15 protein-coding genes and 1 tRNA gene are annotated in these 18,977 nt (G+C 33.0%); 13 read left to right on the forward strand and 3 right to left on the reverse strand.

Annotation, left to right across the window (positions count from 1 at the left end; all coding sequences use genetic code 11):
* The first annotated feature begins 2 nt into the window (after positions 1 to 2).
* From HM984_RS02555 to HM984_RS02575, 5 genes are all read left to right on the forward strand, one after another.
* Positions 3 to 428 (forward strand): META domain-containing protein, encoded by a 426-nt coding sequence (locus tag HM984_RS02555; protein WP_179348001.1) that lies wholly within the window; start codon positions 3 to 5, stop codon positions 426 to 428.
* Entirely contained in the window at positions 428 to 1,246 is an 819-nt protein-coding gene (locus tag HM984_RS02560) for an META domain-containing protein (RefSeq protein ID WP_179348002.1), read from the forward strand. The genes HM984_RS02555 and HM984_RS02560 overlap by 1 nt, the downstream gene beginning before the upstream one ends.
* Before the next feature lie 19 nt (positions 1,247 to 1,265).
* The gene (locus HM984_RS02565; protein ID WP_179348003.1) at positions 1,266 to 1,778 is read left to right on the forward strand and encodes a hypothetical protein; all 513 of its coding nucleotides are present in this window, start codon (positions 1,266 to 1,268) and stop codon (positions 1,776 to 1,778) included.
* A gap of 63 nt (positions 1,779 to 1,841) precedes the next feature.
* The gene (locus tag HM984_RS02570; protein WP_179348004.1) at positions 1,842 to 2,732 is read left to right on the forward strand and encodes a phospholipase A; all 891 of its coding nucleotides are present in this window, start codon (positions 1,842 to 1,844) and stop codon (positions 2,730 to 2,732) included.
* Positions 2,733 to 2,822: 90 nt separating this feature from the next.
* The gene (locus HM984_RS02575) at positions 2,823 to 5,762 is read left to right on the forward strand and encodes an AsmA-like C-terminal region-containing protein (protein ID WP_179348005.1); all 2,940 of its coding nucleotides are present in this window, start codon (positions 2,823 to 2,825) and stop codon (positions 5,760 to 5,762) included.
* Between the two features lie 141 nt (positions 5,763 to 5,903).
* On the opposite strand, the gene HM984_RS02580 is transcribed toward HM984_RS02575, so the two are convergent.
* A tRNA-Phe gene (locus HM984_RS02580) sits at positions 5,904 to 5,979 on the reverse strand.
* Positions 5,980 to 6,082: 103 nt separating this feature from the next.
* Between HM984_RS02580 and HM984_RS02585 the strand changes: the two genes are divergently transcribed.
* From HM984_RS02585 to HM984_RS02615, 7 genes are all read left to right on the forward strand, one after another.
* Entirely contained in the window at positions 6,083 to 6,811 is a 729-nt protein-coding gene (locus HM984_RS02585) for a type III pantothenate kinase (RefSeq protein ID WP_179348006.1), read from the forward strand.
* On the forward strand, positions 6,811 to 8,127 hold the full coding sequence (gene bamG, locus HM984_RS02590) for a BamG family beta-barrel-assembly machinery protein (RefSeq protein ID WP_179348007.1): 1,317 nt from the start codon (positions 6,811 to 6,813) through the stop codon (positions 8,125 to 8,127). Before HM984_RS02585 ends, bamG begins: the two co-directional genes overlap by 1 nt.
* Before the next feature lie 15 nt (positions 8,128 to 8,142).
* The gene (locus HM984_RS02595; protein WP_115807860.1) at positions 8,143 to 9,504 is read left to right on the forward strand and encodes a tetratricopeptide repeat protein; all 1,362 of its coding nucleotides are present in this window, start codon (positions 8,143 to 8,145) and stop codon (positions 9,502 to 9,504) included.
* The gene (gene lptC, locus HM984_RS02600) at positions 9,504 to 10,058 is read left to right on the forward strand and encodes an LPS export ABC transporter periplasmic protein LptC (protein ID WP_179348008.1); all 555 of its coding nucleotides are present in this window, start codon (positions 9,504 to 9,506) and stop codon (positions 10,056 to 10,058) included. Before HM984_RS02595 ends, lptC begins: the two co-directional genes overlap by 1 nt.
* Positions 10,059 to 10,186: 128 nt before the next feature.
* Positions 10,187 to 10,378, forward strand: coding sequence for a hypothetical protein (locus HM984_RS02605; protein ID WP_115807858.1), 192 nt, complete (start codon positions 10,187 to 10,189; stop codon positions 10,376 to 10,378).
* A gap of 3 nt (positions 10,379 to 10,381) precedes the next feature.
* Positions 10,382 to 11,671 (forward strand): hemolysin family protein, encoded by a 1,290-nt coding sequence (locus HM984_RS02610; protein ID WP_115807857.1) that lies wholly within the window; start codon positions 10,382 to 10,384, stop codon positions 11,669 to 11,671.
* Positions 11,672 to 11,869: 198 nt separating this feature from the next.
* On the forward strand, positions 11,870 to 14,017 hold the full coding sequence (locus tag HM984_RS02615; RefSeq protein WP_179348009.1) for a SurA N-terminal domain-containing protein: 2,148 nt from the start codon (positions 11,870 to 11,872) through the stop codon (positions 14,015 to 14,017).
* A 61-nt stretch (positions 14,018 to 14,078) separates the two neighbouring features.
* Here HM984_RS02615 and HM984_RS02620 read toward each other — a convergent pair whose 3' ends face one another.
* Both HM984_RS02620 and HM984_RS02625 read right to left on the reverse strand, forming a co-directional pair.
* Positions 14,079 to 15,008: a GYDIA family GHMP kinase gene (locus HM984_RS02620; protein WP_179348010.1), complete on the reverse strand. Its 930-nt coding sequence runs from the start codon at positions 15,006 to 15,008 to the stop codon at positions 14,079 to 14,081.
* 110 nt (positions 15,009 to 15,118) lie between these two features.
* Complete coding sequence (locus tag HM984_RS02625) at positions 15,119 to 16,462, reverse strand: hydroxymethylglutaryl-CoA reductase, degradative (RefSeq protein WP_503328563.1); 1,344 nt, start codon at positions 16,460 to 16,462, stop codon at positions 15,119 to 15,121.
* 228 nt (positions 16,463 to 16,690) lie between these two features.
* Here HM984_RS02625 and HM984_RS02630 point away from each other — a divergent pair, with 228 nt between their 5' ends.
* Positions 16,691 to 18,883: a S9 family peptidase gene (locus tag HM984_RS02630; protein ID WP_179348012.1), complete on the forward strand. Its 2,193-nt coding sequence runs from the start codon at positions 16,691 to 16,693 to the stop codon at positions 18,881 to 18,883.
* Positions 18,884 to 18,977 lie beyond the last annotated feature (94 nt).

The raw sequence follows: 18,977 nt of genomic DNA on the forward strand, positions 1-18,977 counted from the left end.
TCATGAAAATTAAATCAATTTTGTTTATTTGCTTCTTATCACTTGTTACAGCTTGTGGTTCGGAAAAAGAAATGTCTAATAACGAGCAACTTTATAGTGCGACTTGGCAATTGGAATACATGTCTGGCTCACGAATTGCTTTCGATGGCTTGTTCCCTAGTAAAAAACCTGAACTTACTTTTGATAAAACGACAAGTAAAGCAACAGGTAATAATAGTTGTAACGGGTATTCAGCGCCTTATACTTTGGATGGTAAATCGATTTCTTTTGGTGAACCAGGGCCTACTACTATGATGTTTTGTGGTAAAGGAGAGCAAGAGTTCTTGAGTACGATAAAAAAAATAGATGGATACGACATTGATGCCGAAGGCAAACTGAATTTAATGTTAGGAGATGTACCAATGATGCGATTCAAAAAAACACAATAATGATACGACTAATTTATGGCTTTCTGTTTGTAGGATTCTTTATGTTTTCTGCATGTAACAATGCTACTAATAAACAGGAGGCTTTACAACAAAGTGTTACCAAAAACACAGAGCATTCTGACGCAGTTAATACTAAGGTGTCTAAAGATGAATCTGCTAATAACGATAGCAAATATTTCAAAGCAAATGGTACGGAACCTTTCTGGGGATTAGAGATTAATGAGAAGTTAATTGTTTTTAAAACGCCAACGGATTCCATAAATATACCACACGCCGAGCCTATTTTAGCGCAGGATTCTAATGTGAAACGCTACAATATTGAGACAGAATCAACAGAGATGACTATTCAAATTTCGCAAACAGATTGTGTCAATGATATGTCTGGAAAAGTATCATCTTATTCTGTGACCATTGATTATAATAAAAAGGCTGAAGCGGAGTCTCAAAAGCTAAAGGGCTGTGGTTATTATGTTACTGATTATCGCCTACAAGATATTTGGATACTTGAAACCTTAAAAGGAAAAATAATAACCAAAGCAGATTTTAAGCAAGAATTTCCTACGATTGATATTAAAACTTCCGAAAATACATTTTCAGGTTTTGCTGGCTGCAACCAAATGAATGGTAAGCTTTTTTTTGAAAAAGGATTGCTTCGATTTACAAATATTGTAACTACGGAAATGTTGTGTGAACCAAATAATAAAGAATCCGAATTTTTAAAAGCATTACAGAGTAGCACAACATATGCAATTGAAAATAGTAGATTAACCTTATCAAATCCATCAGGAATTACGATCGTATTCAAAAAAACGGATTAAAAACTAAACACTAAATATTATGAAATATTCAAATTCTAAAAACACAAGTTTTAGTGCTATAAGTAGAAAAGTAGTGCTCTTAACATTCGTTGCCTTTACTTTCTTTAATTGTAAAAATAAAGAGGATAAACCAGAAGAAACCATTAAAGAAGTTCCTATGGAAGAGGAAGTGGTAATAACGCCAACACTTGAAAAAGGCTGTTATATGTATAGCGAAAATGGTAGCCTAGTCAATATGGAGATTACAAAAAACGATAATCCAGTAGAGGCTAATTTGACCTATGCTTTTGCTGAAAAAGACAAAAACAAAGGTAGCTTCACAGGAGAGTTTAACGACGGTAAGCTTGTTGGTACGTATACTTTTCAATCTGAAGGTGTCGAAAGTAAAAGACAAGTCACTTTTATGCTTAAGGATAATCAATTGGTGGAAGGTTATGGCGAATTAGATGAAACCGGAACAATGTTTAAAGATGTGAATTCTGTCAATTACTCATCTACAATGCCATTATCAAAAACGGATTGTAAAGAATAAAGAGCAGAATTTTTGATTAAAAAGTGTAATTCCATTTCTGGTCATCAATAGAAATTTATTTAAATGGTGCTAAAAAAAATAGCTGTATTTATTATACTAGTCCTGTCAATTTCGATTTCTAAGGCTCAAGAGCTAGAAGAAAATGAAATAGGACTTAAGTCTTTATCAGAAATATGGGATTTAGATAAAGAAACTAAGCAAGGCGTATTTAAGCTAAGATCATATAAACCCGTGTATGTAACCGCAGGTAGAAGGTCTAATAATCCGAATAAATTGCCTTACAGTGAAAATCCAGATTTTTCTTCAACGACTCCTAAAGAATTTAATAATTATGAAGCTAAATTTCAGTTAAGTTTTAAGACTAAATTGGCGGAATCATTATTTTTTGGAAAAGGAGATTTATGGGTTGGTTATACTCAAATTGCGCATTGGCAAATTTATAATACAGAATTGTCTAGAGCCTTTAGAGAGTTGAATTATGAGCCAGAACTTATGTTAAATTTCCCTTTAGATATTAAAATTGCAGGACTCACTTTAAAGATGTTTGGTGTAAGTTTCAATCACCAATCTAATGGTAGAGATCTACCAAGGTCCAGAAGCTGGAATCGAGTGATTTTCAATTTAGCGTTAGAAAGTAAAAACTTACAAATCTATCTAAGTCCTTGGATTAGATTAAATGATGAGGTTGATGAAAATCCGTTAATCACAAACTATATAGGTAATGGAAGGCTTAAGGCTATCTATAAGCTAAAAAAGCACACATTTTACGCAATTGCTACGAATTCATTTTCGCTAAAGGATAATCATGGTAGTTTAGAATTCAATTATCTATATCCTATAAATAAGGATTTACAAGTACAAGCACAATTTTTTACAGGATATGGGGAAACATTAGTAGACTATAATCATTATCAGAGTACCTTTGGCATTGGTGTATCATTTGTTAATTGGTAATGCCTAAAACAGTATTATTGATTTATTGCATTAGAGTAATCTATTTGAAATAGTAAGTCATAAAAATCAAAAAGTATAATTTATTTTCAAATGGTGAAAACAAATAATAAAAAGGGTATTCTTATTTTAGTGTTGAAATGGTTATTAGGTGTGGTCGTCGCTTTGCTCATCTTCATGTTTGCCATTCCTCAGATATTTAATGATTATATCTCTCAAGAAATAAAAAAAGGAATCAACGAAAATTTAAGATCAGAACTACAGTTTAAGACGTCCGAAATATCATTTTTTCGTCACTTTCCCTCGTTAACCTTTTCTTTTGAAGAGGTTAATTTAGCAGAGCCTGAACCGTTTTCTAAAGAACGTATAATAACAGCTAAAGAGCTCGGCTTTGGTATTAATATTTTTAAATTAATTTTCTCAAATGAGTTGAAGGTCGAAGAAACGTATTTAACGGATTGTGATATTCGACTTGTTAAGGATAAGTTTGGAAGAAACAATTATGATAATATCTTTTATGTAGACTCTATATCTAGCCAAGATGATTCTAGTTCGCTCGGTTTAAATTTGAATCTAGATAAACTCAAAATTAAAAATGCTAATGTACTTTATAAAGATGAAGAGAATGGCATAACAATAAAATCCAATGGCTTTAATTATAAAGGCAAAGGTGGTCTAGATAAAGGAATTTTAGAGTTGGGTTCACAATTGGATATTGATAGTATCGATGTTATTTTTGATAAAGTAGAATACCTAAAAGGTAAAACGCTAAAGGCAAAATCCTTTACAATCTATGATACTAAAACGCTTTCTATAGAATTAGATGACAATACTATTTCATTGAATGATTTAAATGTCAATTTTAATGGGAGATTAGATGTTTTTGATGATGGCCTTTCTTATAATGTGGTTTTCAATACAAAAAACGGCACGCTACAAAATGTGGTAAGCGCCCTTCCTCCAAAATATACCGAATGGTCCAAAAGTATGGATATGAACGGTGATATTGATGCCACGTGTAACCTAATTGGCTATTCCGGTACTGTTCCCGATTCTCTGAAAAGAGAACATGTGTCATTGGATTTGGTTATAAATAATGGTGAAATAGCACATAAGACAGCCAATCAGAAATTGGAAAATATACAGGTAAAATTCAAAGGGTCTTTAGAAAATGGATTAATGGATTTTCGTTTAGATAACCTAAATTTTAAACTACAAGATGAACTCACTGCAGGGAAATTGGTTTTAAAGGGGAGAGAAGATTCGCTCTATGTAAAATCCAATATTCAGTCTAAGGTAGATTTGACGATGCTTAACGAAACTTTGCAATTACCAGATTTTAAATTTAATGGTATCTTATGGTCTAATTGGAATATGGAGGGTGTTTATCAGCCCTTAGCATCAAAATTTCCTAAAACCGAAGGAAGCTTTAAGCTAACCAATGGGTTTGTACAGACTTCAGGACACCCTGAGCCTATTAAGAATATAAATATTGATGCTTTAGTTCAAAATAATGGAAATAGCTATTCAGATTCCTCTTTAAAAATCAATGCGCTAAACTTTAGTTTTCTGGAAAATAAATTTGCAGCAAAAGCATTTTTTCAGAATTTTGACCAACCTGAATATGAAATCAACAGTGTCGGTAGTATCGATTTTACCTCACTTCATCAAGTTGTTGATTTACCTTTTTTAATTTCAAAGGGAGCGCTAAAAGTTGACTTAAATTTAAAAGGACAGCTCAGTAATCCAGATGATGAAAACTCTACAAACGTGACGCCGAACTCACATTCTGGCACACTAGATATTGTTGAGAGTATACAAATTGAAACCGATGTGTTACCACAGCCGCTTTTAGTTAAGGGAGGGAAGTTTTTGTTCTTAGATGATAAAATGGCATTTTCTAATCTAAATATCCAGCATGAGAGTACTCAGGTTTCTATGAATGGTTTTTTTCAAGATTATCTAAATTATGCTTTATTTTCTAATGGTATTTTACGTGGTGATGTGAAATTGGAATCCTCAAAAATAGTTGTTACAGAATTTTTTCCAAAGAAAGAACAGTTAACTAGTCAGGCGGCAGAAGAATTAGATAGTGAAGTTGCTGTAGTTGAAGAGGTGATTAGTGGTGTAATGCAAGTGCCAAAAGATATGGATATCACTTTTCAAATTCAGGTAGATACGCTTAAATATAATTTATTAAATATTAATGAGTTATCAGGTGTTTTGGGGATTAAGGATCAGGGACTTTATCTTAAAAGTAGTGATTTAAAAATGGTTGATGGTAACGCGCAAATCGAAGGGTTTTATCACCCCTTAAATCTTAATGAGGCGATTTTTTCAATGGACATAGAGGCTAAAAATCTTAATATAAAGAAAGGATATGAAACGATTCAGCTCTTTAAAGAGTTGGTTCCTGCTGCCGAAAAGGCTTCAGGTAGTGTTTCTATAAGTTATAACATGTCAGGGTCATTAGACAATCAAATGCTGCCTCTTATGCCATCTCTTAAAGGAAAGGGTACGCTGAAAGCGCAAGATTTGCAATTTGAGGGCTATAAGCTTTTAGGGACAATATCTAAAGAATCAGGATTTGGAAAATTAAATGATCCTTCTGTAAAAGAAATAGCAATTAACTCAACTATAGAAAATAACATTCTAAAGATGGAAAGATTTAGGTTTAAGGTTAGTCCTTTTCGTATAAGAACAGAAGGAGAAACCTCTTTAGACGGTATGCTTAACCTAAAAATGCGTATTGGTTTACCTCCATTAGGCGTTATTGGTATTCCAATTGTAATTAATGGTACTAGTGAAGATTTTAATATTAAACTAGGAAGCAAATCCCCAGATTTAGATGAGTTTAAGAATACGGGGGATAGCTATTCGGAAGAAGAACTGCAAAGGGTGTCTGTGCTAAAGGATTCTATTCGTGAGGGGATGACTATTGATGAAATTGATGAAATGCAACGGAAAATAGAAAAAATAAATTTAGATTCTTTAAGGGTAAAGGCAGTAGATACCCTTAAAATTCAGCAATAAGATATTTTTTTGTCGAAGGAATTATAAAGGGGTGTGTGGCTCTTATAATAACAAAGAAAAGTGAGTTGTCTCTAAGTTAGGTTTCTTGTAAAAACCAAAAAACCTGCAACTTTCTAATAAATAGACTGTTACAGGTTATGGTGGTGGTGCCTCCAGGAATCGAACCAGGGACACAAGGATTTTCAGTCCTTTGCTCTACCAACTGAGCTAAGGCACCAATTGCTTTGTTAAGCGGGTGCAAATATATAAGCATTTTTATTATTAACAAAAGGAATTACATAAAATTTGAATTTATAAATTTGCAAATAACAAAAATTGATATGAATCTTATTGTAGATGTGGGGAATACGTATGTTAAGTTTGCTGTTTTTTTTAAGGCAGATTTAATTTATAAATTAAGTTTTAAGCTAAATGAGTTTAAAAAACAGTATGAAATCGTAAAAAAAGACTTTCCAAAGTTGAAAAAAGCGATCATTTCATCTGTTGGTCACTTGTCAAAAGAGGAAGTAGAACTTATAAAAAATGATTTAAATGTGATGGAATTAACATCAGAGTTAAAATTTCCATTTAAAAATGACTACCAAACACCAAAAACATTGGGTGTAGATCGTGTAGCTTTAGTTTGTGCTTCGGTAAATCAGCTTCCAAATAAAAATGTTTTAATTATTGATGCAGGTACCTGTATTACATATGACTTTGTTACAAAAGAAAATCATTACAGAGGAGGTGCTATTTCACCAGGATTAAGATTGCGGTATTTATCTTTAAATAATTTAACAGCGCATCTTCCGTTATTAGAGACCAAGACACCCAATAATATTATTGGAAACTCAACGGAGTCATCAATTCATTCAGGTGTTGTTTATGGTGCAATTAATGAAATTGATGGAGTAATTAATCAATATATAGAAAATTACTCAGATTTAACAGTTATTTTAACAGGTGGAGATAGTAAATTTTTGTCAAACCAATTAAAAAATACCATATTTGCGAAATCAAATTTTCTTTTAGAAGGTTTGAATTTCATTCTAGAATATAATTCAAAATAATGATAAAACGTTTTATTGTAATATGTATTACAATTATAAGTTCTGCAGCTTTTGCACAACAAGGTACAGGTTCTCCATACTCATTTTACGGTATTGGAAGTCTAAAGTTTAAAGGAACTGTAGAGAACCGTAGTATGGGAGGCATGAGTGTTTACTTAGATAGTATACATTTTAATTTGAAAAATCCGGCGTCTTACGCAGGGAATCCTTTAAAAGGGCCTTATTTCAATGGTGAAAGCAGACCAGTGAAATTTACAGTTGCAGGTACTATGACTGAATCTACATTAGAAAGTAACTTTGGAGAGGCAAATACCAATAGTACTATTTTTGATTATTTGGCTGTATCAGTGCCTTTAGGCAAATTTGGACTAGGATTTGGTTTATTGCCATATACTTCGGTAGGGTATAAGCTAGACGACATTACTGATGACAGTGTTATTGTCAATCGTTTTAGTGGTGAAGGTGGTCTAAACAGAGTTTTTGCTGGTTTGGGGTATCAAGTGACAGAAAAACTGAGTGTTGGAATGGATTTCAACTATAACTTCGGAAACATACAGAATGTCGCTCTCGAAATTCAATATACTCCAGAAGGTGATGTTGTACAGTACCAAACAAGTGAATTTAATAGATCTGATTTAAGTGGTTTAAACGTTAATTTTGGTTTGAATTACAAGACCATGATTACGGATAAGTTAGAGTTGTCTACTACAGCAACGTATGCCCCAGGAAATAAACTTAGTTCAGATAATATAAGAACATTGTCAACAGTTACTGTTGATGCTACTACGCTTCAAACCACATCAGTATCTAATACAATTGAAGCAGACCTTGGCGAACAAAAAAGCACAAAATTAACTTTACCAGCAACAGTGTCTTTTGGTGTAGGTGTCGGAGATCCAAAATCATGGTTTGTAGGTACAGAATATACTTATCAAAGCTCAGCTGATTTTTCTAATCCTGTTTTTCCTAATCAAAATTCTACTTTCGAAAATTCTTCAAGGATTGCTGTTGGTGGTTTTTTTATTCCAGACTACAATGCGTTTTCAGGATACTTAAAACGAGTAGTTTACAGGGCTGGATTTAACTTTGCAAATACTGGTTTAGTTGTAAAAGATGAATCCATAAAGGAGTTTGGCATATCTTTTGGTTTAGGTTTACCAGTAGGGACTCGTAATATGTTCTCTAATGCCAATTTAGGCTTAGAATTTGGAAAACGAGGAACAACTAATCAAAACTTAATTCAAGAGAATTTTATAAATTTAAATGTAAGTTTATCTTTGAACTCTCGATGGTTTGAACAAAGGAAGTATAAATAACAAAATTAACTAAAGATGAAGACGAGAATTACAATACTTTTTTTAGCACTTTTTATGAGTGTTAATTTAGGGTTTGCTCAGCAAGATGAAGAATGTATGAATAACCTATCAATTTTTGATAGTTATGTAAAAAGCAAAAAATACGATGATGCTTATGGACCATGGAAAATAGTTAGAGAAAAATGTCCAAAGTTTAATAGAGCGATATATGTACATGGTGAAAAAATCCTAAAGCATAAAGTTGAAAACTCGTCTGGAGCAGAACAAGTAGCACACATTAAAGATTTAATGTTGTTATATGATCAGAGTAGAGAGCATTTTGAGTCTAGATACGATCTTGGTGAAATCTTAGTGGATAAAGCTAACTTAGCTTACAAATACAGAAAAGAGTTAAATATGTCAGACGAACAAGTCTATAACATGTTTGATGAAGCGTTTAAAAAAGATGCTAAAAATTTTGATAGTTCAATCGGGCTTTATACTTATTTTTCATTAGCAGTAGATTTATTTGATGCGCAAAAGAAAACGGCGCAACAAATGTTTGATAAGTATGATGATGTTATGGGAATGATTGAATCTATAGAAGAATCTTATACGGAAAAACTAAACAAATTAGTAGAAAAGGAGGAAGCTGGTACGGCATTGACTAAAAACGAACCAAAGTACAAAGCTAATTTCGAAGCTAATTTAGCGGCCTTTGATAAAGTGAAGTCTAGTATGGATCAAAAAGTTGGGGAAAGAGCAACTTGTGAAGTATTAATTCCATTATATGAAAAAGATTTTGAAGCAAACAAAACTAATGGCGAGTGGTTACAACGTGCTATGAACAGAATGTATGCTAAAGAATGTAAAGAAGATCCATTATTCTTAAAATTAGTTCAACAAAAGAATACTATTGAGCCAAATGCTGATACTGCTTATTACCTTTATATTCTTACAGGTGAGCAAAAGTATTTAGATCAGACTATTGCTTTGTCAACAGATCCTTTAAAAAAGGCGAAGTTATACAAAGGTTTAGCTAATGAGCTTAAATCTAAAGGAAGCTACGGAAAAGCAAGACAATATTACATGGAAGCTTTAAAACTTAACCCTTCAGATGGTTCTCCGCACTTATCAATTGCTAGCATGTATGCTAAAAGCGCAAACAACTGTGGAGATACTAACTTTAATAAAAGAGCGGTGTTTTGGTTAGCAGCACTTGAAGCTGAAAAAGCAGGACGAGTAGATAGTCGTTTAAGAAGTGCAGCAGCTCAGTCAGCAACTAGTTATAGAGCAAGTGCTCCTTCAAAAACAGATATTTTTAACTGTACATGTGCAGGTGAAGTTATCCAAATCGGTTGTTGGATAGGGCGTTCGGTAACGGTTCCTAAAAATTAATGAGAAAACATTTTTTACATATCATTAAAAACTTAGTCACAGCAATCGTTGTGACTTTGTTTTTTTCGTGTAATAATGACTTTAACGAAGTTCAAAAAGTTGGTGTATTACAAAATCAGCCTATTGGTGAGGCTGAAAACATAGATTTAAAATATACTGAGATAAAAGAAGATACGGTTAGGTTACTCGCCAATTTACTAAGTCCGAAAATGTTAGATTATTCTAATCGGAATTTTGCATTTAATGAGTTTCCGGATGGAGTTGTGCTTTATGTCTACGATGATAAAAAAAATAAGACTACAATAACCTCAGATTATGCCATTGTCTATTCTGAAACGGATATCATTGATTTGCGAGGCAATGTGCAAATTGCAAGCCACCAAAGAGATACGTTATTTACAGAACAACTATACTACAACCAAAAGTTAGAGTGGTTATTTACTAATGAACCTTGGCTGTATGGATCATTACATGGTGTTGGATTTGATTCGGATAAAGACTTTAAGAAGTTTCAGATGTTAGAAATGGGAGGGGATTATCAATTTGATAATTAACTATCTTTGCACCATCATTAGTTTGCTTAATTAATACATGAGCCAAGCGCTAAACTCAATCCTAATGTTTTATAAAGAAGACATGCGCAAACTCCATGTAATAAATAAAAACCAATAAAGATCAACACATGAAAATACAGAAGATTTTTCATTACGCTTATATTATTTTTGCAGTGCTATTTGTATACGATGCCATTACTAAATGGTCTGATAATAGAAACGGTGCTTATATGTCATTAGTATTCGCTGCTTTGGCAACGTTTATGTTTTTCTTTAGAAAACGCTTCAGCAAAAAGTTTGAAGATCGTAATAACCAATAATTCATGACTTCCGACATAGTCATTATTATAACTACACTTATACTTTCAGCCTTTTTCTCTGGTATGGAAATCGCTTATGTATCTTCCAATAAAATTCATATTGAGTTAGAGAAGAAGCAAGGAGATTTCTTAGGGAGAATTTTGGGTAAACTTACGGCTAAACCTTCAAAATATATTGCAACCATGCTTATTGGAAATAATATAGCACTGGTTATCTATGGTTTTAAAATGGGTGAGGTTTTGGTAAGTTGGTTTCAGACCAAGTTGCCTTCAGATAGTCCGGCACTAACTTATATGCTTGTCGATTTGCAGTTGTTAACTCAAACGGTGATTTCAACTCTAGTAATTTTAATTACAGCAGAATTTTTACCTAAAGTATTCTTTCAAATTTACGCTAACACCTTATTAAAGGTATTAGCCTTTCCAACGTATATCTTCTACATCTTGTTTTCGTGGGTTTCAGATTTTATTATTTGGATTTCGGATGCTGTTTTAAAATACATATTTAAAGCAGAAGGAGAAGATGTTGTTTTGGCAATGACTAAAGTAGAGCTTGGTAATTATATTACTGAACAAATGGAGTCGGTGGAAAATCATGATGATGTTGATAGTGAAATTCAGATTTTTCAGAATGCTCTAGAGTTTTCAGAAGTAAAGGCACGTGAGGTAATGGTGCCACGTACAGAGATCACAGCTGTAGATATTTTAGATTCTATTGAAAATTTAAGACAACTTTTTATAGAAACTGGTAGAACTAAGATTCTTGTTTATAGAGACAGTATCGATGATATTTTAGGCTATGTCCATTCTTTTGAGCTGTTTAAAAAACCCGAAACCATTAAATCTATAATTATTCGTGTTGCTTTTGTGCCCGAAACCATACTTATTAAAGATGTGTTGAATATCTTAACCAAGAAACGTCGAAGCATAGCAGTGGTTATTGATGAATATGGTGGTACCTCTGGAATTATGACTGTTGAGGATATTGTTGAAGAATTATTCGGTGAAATTGAAGATGAGCACGATACGATTGAAATGGTCGAAGAGCAACTTAATGACAATACTTATAAATTTACAGCAAGACTAGAAGTCGACTACATTAACGAAACCTATAAGTTGAATCTTCCGGAAAGCGAAAATTATGAAACCTTAGGTGGGTTAATCGTACATGCTACAGAAGGTATTCCGCAAGAGAATGACGACGTTCAAATTGAAAATTTCAAGTTTACAATTACTGAAGTATCTTCTACAAAAATTGATGAAGTTATACTAAAGGTTCTCGATGTGGATTAATCAATTTTTAGCGTTTCAAAAATTAAAATCTTACAGTTATTTCTTCATATTATAGTGAAGTTATTTAGGTACATTTTAATGAAATTTTGAATAAAGCTTCCTCCGCTTATAAAAACTACGCTTCTCCTTTTATTATTTAGTAGAATATACTATTTTCGCAGACTTATTTACACCAAATTAAAGACATTACAAAAGACTATGGCAGTTTTAAATAAAATTAGACAACGCTCACTAGTATTAATATTAGTAATTGCATTAGCGTTATTTTCATTCGTAATTGGAGATTTATTCAAAAATTCTGATGCCCTAACAGGAGGATCACAAGATGTGGTTGCGACTATTAACGGAACAGATATCAACCGAAATGAGTTTCAGCAAAAAGTAAAAAGCTATCAAGATAGATCAGGTGGAAGACAAACATCTACACAATCTATGAATGCTATTTACAACCAAGAAGTGCGTAGAATTGTATTACAGTCTGAATTTGATGAATTAGGATTGTCTGTCGAAAAAGACGAAATGAGAGATTTATTGAAAACTAGTTTTTCTTCATATCCAGAATTTCAAGATGCAAACGGAAACTTTGATGTTAATCGTTTAAATGCATTTATTGCAAACTTAAGAGATTTAAATGGTGACACTGCTCCTTTAGGAAACTTCTTAGTGAACTATGAAAGTTGGACAAGCAATGAACAAACTATTGCTGCAAATGCAATTCAGCAAACCTATTATAATATGGTTAAAGCTGGTATCGGTACAACAGTTTCTGAAGCAGAAGAAGATTATTTAGGTGATTCTAAAACAGTAGATATTAGTTATGTTCAAGTACCTTATACAACTATTGCAGATAGTTCGGTTGCTGTTTCTAAAAGCGAAATAACTGCTTATATGAAAAAGCATGAGGATACATACAAAACGGATGCGACTACAGAAGTTGTTTATGTAGAATTTAAGGAGGGAGCTTCTAAAGCCGATGAAGATAAAATAAAAGCAGATTTATTAGCTTTAAAATCGGATAGAACAGAATATAACGAAAACAGTAAGAATACAGAAAAGATTCAAGGTTTTGATTCTGCTACTGATGTTGAAGAATTTGTAAATTCAAATTCAGCTATTAAATACAATGATGCTTTTTTAAGAGCAGCACAATTACCAGCTGTAGCTAAAGACACGTTAATGAAATTAGGTGTTGGTAGTTACTACGGACCTTATAAAGATGGTGAGTTTTATAAATTGTCTAAAATTGTTGCAACTCAACAATTACCAGACTCGGTAAAAGTTCGTCATATATTAGTTCCTTTTGTAGGTGGACAAAGAGCAGATGCGTCTGTGACTAAAACACCAGAAGAAGCTAAGAAAACTGCAGACAGTATTTTTGCACAAATTAAAGCAGGTACTAAATTTATGGATTTATTAGAATTGTCTTCTGATAAAGTAAGTAATGAGCAAGATGGTGAAATTGAATTTGACTATTTAGCAGGAATGGCACCAGAATTTAAAGCATTTGCTTTTGATAATAAAGAAGGTGATATCGATGTTGTACAAACCTCTTTCGGTTACCATATTATTGAAGTATTAGAGCAGAAGAGTTTTAATAGTGCAGTGAAAGTTGCAACAATAGCAAGTAAAATTGAGCCTTCAGATCAAACACTTCAAGATGTGTTTAACGTAATGTCTAAGTTTGAAATCGCTGCTAAAGATGGTTATTTTAATGCCTTAGCTAAAGAAGGTGATTTAACTGTAAAACCGATTACATTTGAAGCTTTAGATGAAAATATTCCAGGTCTAGGAAGTCAAAGAGAAGTAGTTCGTTGGGCTTTTGATAGCGATACAGAAGCTGGTGATTTTAAAAATTTCCCTATATCTAATTTTGGTTTTATCGTAGCTAAGGTTGTAGAGAAGAGAGAAAAAGGTTTAATGAGTACAGAAGATGCTTCAATTACTGCATTACCAGAAATAAGAAAAGAGAAGAAAGCGAAAATGATTCGTGAGAAGATTACAGCAACGACTGTAGCTGATGTCGCTAAAAATCAAGGTCAAACTGTTAGAACAGCAGCTGCTGTTACTATTAAGAACACTACCTTATCAGGTGCTGGTGTTGAGCCTAAAGTTGTAGGTGCAGCATTTGGATTAGCTGAAGGAGCAACGTCTAAACCTATTGATGGTGAAAAAGGTGTTTATGTTGTGCGAGTAACTAAAGTTAACGATGCTACGAAGTTAGATAACTACGGAGCTATTGTAAACAGATTAAATGCTGAGCGTAGAAATACAGTACAGACTAAAGTGTTTACAGCATTAGAAAAAGCTGCAGATATAGAAGATAATAGAGCTAAAACGGTTTACTAACCTTATAGCAATTAGAATACGTTGAAATGGCTTTGCAGAAATGTGAAGCCATTTTTTTGTGCTATAAAATCATGTCTTTATAGTTTAAAACAATAGCAAAACCTTTGGCATTAAAATAAGCAGTTGGGTCTTCTTTAGAAGCCACCAGTACAAAATCACCTCCCCAAGCGCCTAAACTTTTTATGGCTCCTTCAAAATCAGAAAATAGGCGGGTTTTAATAGGACTTTGTTCTATGAGGCTAGAAATGATAGTTTCATGAGTCTCAATTAATTGTTTAAAATCTGAAAGTGACGTACAAGAAGTCATATCATCAGTAATTGTATTGAGTTTTGTTATGGTATCAGAATTAATTTTCCCAAGTGTTTTATAAGCTGAAATCCCATCCCTACTATTTTGTTTCTGATTAAGATATACAAAGTAGAGTTGATGTTTAAATTCGGGTTGAAAATTGACTGATGTGACCAACGGTTTTTGTTCGGGTTGTAATTCAAATGTAATTGACGTGTTATTTTGAGCACAAGCAATATCATAACCACTGCCTCCAAATGTTTTTTGAAGTAATTGATAGGCATCAACATTAGCCCAGTCTGCTATATTATTAATTAAAGTTGAAGATGTACCCAAACCCCAAAGGCGATTAAAGTCTTGGTGTGTGGTAATATCATAACCTTGATCTGAAGCTAAAAATTCAGGATTTAAACTTTTAGTTGCTTTTAAAATTTGTAACAACCTTTTTTTAACGTCATTGTTCTGTTGGCTTTTTTCGTCAGTCGTCGTAATCTCATTAAATGATATGCGACACTCAAACCAAACCTCATTGAGTTCATTATAACTCTTCCAATTAATTACGTTAGAGTCATTAGGCTCAACAACTAAACTCTGCCCATATTTAGTTGGAATAGCCAAAGCTTTGGCGCCATCTAAAACAGCATATTCTGCGGTGAGTAATAGCTTTCCGTTACTTCTGTATGTTGTCGGTTGTGGGTTCAAAGTTTAGCGTTCAAAAAATTAAGTAATTAAGTTATTAAGGCTTTGCAGCTCTGCGACTTTGCGTCTTTGCGAGATGTTCCATCCGAGTAAGCATTGGAATTTAGTTTTTACTATTTGAAATTTTCCTGTTCGCGAATTTGTTTTATAGCCTCAACAACCGCACTATGCGTTACCACATTAGTCTTAAAATGTTCGATTAAAGTAATTTTTTCAGCATCTGTAGCTTCAAACTGATTCAAAATATTCATAAGGTGCATTTTCATATGCCCTTCTTGAATACCTGTTGTCGTTAAAGATTTTACAGCACCAAAATTCTGCGCTAACCCTGCAACAGCGACAATTTTCATTAAGTCTTTTGCTGTTGGTTTTTGAAGCATTTCCATTGAAAATTTTACTAAAGGATGTAAGTTTGTTAAGCCGCCAACGGTTCCTAAAGCTAAAGGAATTTCAATCCAAAATTTAAAAACACCATTTTCAATTGAACAATGTGTCAAGCTCGAATATTTGCCATCTTTTGCGGCATACGCATGTACACCAGCTTCAACAGCTCTAAAATCATTTCCTGTAGCTAAAACAACGGCATCAATACCATTCATAATCCCTTTATTGTGCGTTACTGCTCTATAAGGTTCAACTTCCGCTATGCTTACGGCTTGCTTAAATTTTACTGCAAACTCTTCTGGATTAGGAATGTCTTTACTTTTTAGATCTTCAATCTTACAAGAGACTTCAGCGCGTACCAAACATTGCGGTACATAATTAGAAAGTATACTCATTACAACAGAAATATGCTTTTCCTCTTCCGTAAAGTCTTCAAACACTAAAGCTTCATTTTTAAAAGTAGTTGCAAATTGCTCTAAACAAGAGTTGATGAAATTGGCTCCCATCGCATCTAAGGTTTCAAAAGTGGCATGCAGCTGATAATAGTTTGGTAAATCTTCAGATTTATTTCGTAATTGAATATCTAAAATTCCACCGCCTCTACGTTCCATGTTTTTAGTTATGAAAGCTGACTCACTAATTAGTTTTAGCTTAACATGTTTAAAAAAGGCTTCGAGTTTATCAAAATCGCCTTTATATATAAAATGAACTTGACCTATTTTTTCAGTAGATAATACTTCTGCTTTAAAGCCACCACGATCCAACCAAAATTTAGCAGCTTTACTTGCTGCAGCAACAACAGAGCTTTCCTCAATTGCCATTGGAATGGTGTACGTCGTCTCATTAATTAAAAAATTAGGAGCAACACCTAGTGGTAAATAGTAATTAGTAATGGTGTTTTCAATAAACTCATCGTGCAACTTCTGCAGTTTATCATCTGTATTCCAATACTGTTTAACGAGTGCTCTTGCGCTATCTTTATCTGTGAAATACGTGTTTAAAAGCCATTCAATCTTTTCGGATTTAGAAAGCTTAGAAAAGCCAGAAATGGTATGAGGCATATAGGTTCTTATTTTTGTAAAAACAAAGATACTAGGATTGGTGTAAAATGTCTCCTTAATCGATTTTAAATGCCGATTTACTGTTAATAATAGCGATTTTTTGCATAATTTTTAGTAAACTTGGCATTGCTTTATTAAAACATGAAATTTAAGAAAAGAACATGCTAAAAATAGTATTGATTCAGAAAATAATCAATAACGAGCAGGTTCTAAGCTTTTATAAATACTAAATATAAACACATGAATTTGAGACATCTTGCAGCTGTTTTTTGCTTTTTAATGACCTCATTAGTTTTTTGTCAGGAAAAACAAATCACGCTTCAAGACATTTGGAGTGGAACTTTTAGAACAGAAGGCATGCAAGCTTTACATTCAATGGAGAATGGAAATCAGTATTCAGTTTTAAATTTTGATAGGCAAAGCCGAACATCTACCATAGATATTTACGATTATAAAACGTTAGAAAAAGTAAAAACCTTAGTGTCTTCTGCTGATATTTCTGAGATTCAAGGTTTTTTTGATTATTCATTTAATGCTGACGAATCTAAAATAATTCTAACTACAAAATCACAACCCGTTTTTAGACGTTCTACATTGGGTGAATATTATATATATGATATAGCTTCGAAAGATGTAACTAAAGTATCGGATGATTTGGTACAAGAACCAACATTGTCACCAGACGGCACTAAAGTGGCTTACGGATTTGAAAATAATTTATTCGTAAAGGATTTAAAATCAGGAAACGTAGAACAGTTAACTACAGACGGCGAAAAGAATAAGATTATTAACGGTATTACGGATTGGGTTTACGAAGAGGAATTTAGCTTTGTAAGAGCTTTTGATTGGAATGCAGATAGCAACCAAATTGCATTTATAAGATTTGATGAATCTGAGGTCCCTGAATTTTCTATGGACGTGTATGGTTCAGATTTATACCAGACACAACATGTGTTTAAATACCCAAAGGCAGGTGAAGCGAACTCTAAAGTGTCTTTGTATTTGTACGATTTGAATTCTAAAGAACTTACGGAGTTAAGTGTTACTAAAGATTACGAGGATTTTTATATTCCTAGATTAGAATGGACAAACGATGCTAATGTGTTAAGTGTTCAGTTTATGAATCGTCATCAAAATGAATTAGATCTTTGGATGATTGATACCAAAGCGAACTTTTCAAAAGTAGTTTTAGCAGAAAAAGATAAAGCCTATATTGATGTGACTTTCAATTTAACGTTTTTAAAAGATAATAGTTTTATTTGGACGAGTGAGTTAGATGGTTTTAATCATGTCTATCATTATTCAAAAGAGGGCAAGCTCATTAACCAAGTTACTAAAGGCAATTGGGAAGTTACCGACTACTATGGTTTTAATGAAAAGGCAAATACTATTTACTACCAATCTACAGAAAATGGTTCTATAAATAGAGATGTATATTCTATACAGTTAAACGGAAAAAACAAAAAACGTTTGACGGAAAAAGCAGGAACAAACAGTGCTTCTTTTAGTGCTGACTTCACCTATTTTATTAATACGTTCTCAAGTTCAGCAACACCTCAAGAATACACGTTATACAGTTCTAAATCTGGTAAAGTTGTTAAACAAATCAAAGATAATGATCAATTAGCCAAGAAACTCGAGGGCTATGTGATGTCTGAAAAAGAATTCAGCACTATTTCCGTAAATGGAAATGATTTAAACATGTGGACGATTAAGCCTAAAGATTTTGATGCGAATAAAACGTATCCTTTATTTATGTATCAATATTCAGGTCCAGGTTCGCAGCAAGTGGCTAACCGCTGGAATAGTACAAATGATTACTGGTATCAGATGCTAGCGCAGCAAGGTTATATTGTAGTTTGTATCGATGGACGAGGAACAGGTTTTAAAGGAGCCGAGTTTAAGAAAGTTACTCAAAATGAATTAGGAAAATTTGAAGTTGAAGATCAAATAGAAGCTGCAAAACAATTGGGGGCGTTAGATTATATAGACGCTTCAAGAATTGGGATTTGGGGCTGGAGCTATGGCGGTTTTATGAGTAGTAATGCACTTTTTAAAGGAAATGATGTCTTTAAAATGGCAATTGCGGTCGCGCCAGTGACGAGCTGGAGGTTTTATGATTCTATTTATACCGAACGTTATATGACAACACCTCAAGAAAACCCAACGGGTTATGATGAGAACTCACCAATAAATCATGTAGATAAACTTAAAGGTGATTTTCTGTTAATTCACGGTACTGGAGATGATAATGTACATGTGCAAAATACCATGAGAATGGTTGAAGCATTAATTCAGGCAGATAAACAATTTGAATGGATGATTTATCCAGATAAAAATCACGGCATTTACGGTGGAAACACAAGATTACATTTATATAAGAAGATGACAGATTTTATTCATCGTACATTGGGCGATAAATTAAATAAGTAAAAGCAACTTTGAGAGTGTGATGGTGCTGATTCATTTTTTTTACCAGAAAACATTTTAAAGACAGAATAAAAACATAACTAATAAACAAACCTAA

Origin of the sequence: Winogradskyella pacifica (assembly GCF_013403915.1) — a bacterium.
Lineage (GTDB): Bacteria > Bacteroidota > Bacteroidia > Flavobacteriales > Flavobacteriaceae > Winogradskyella > Winogradskyella pacifica.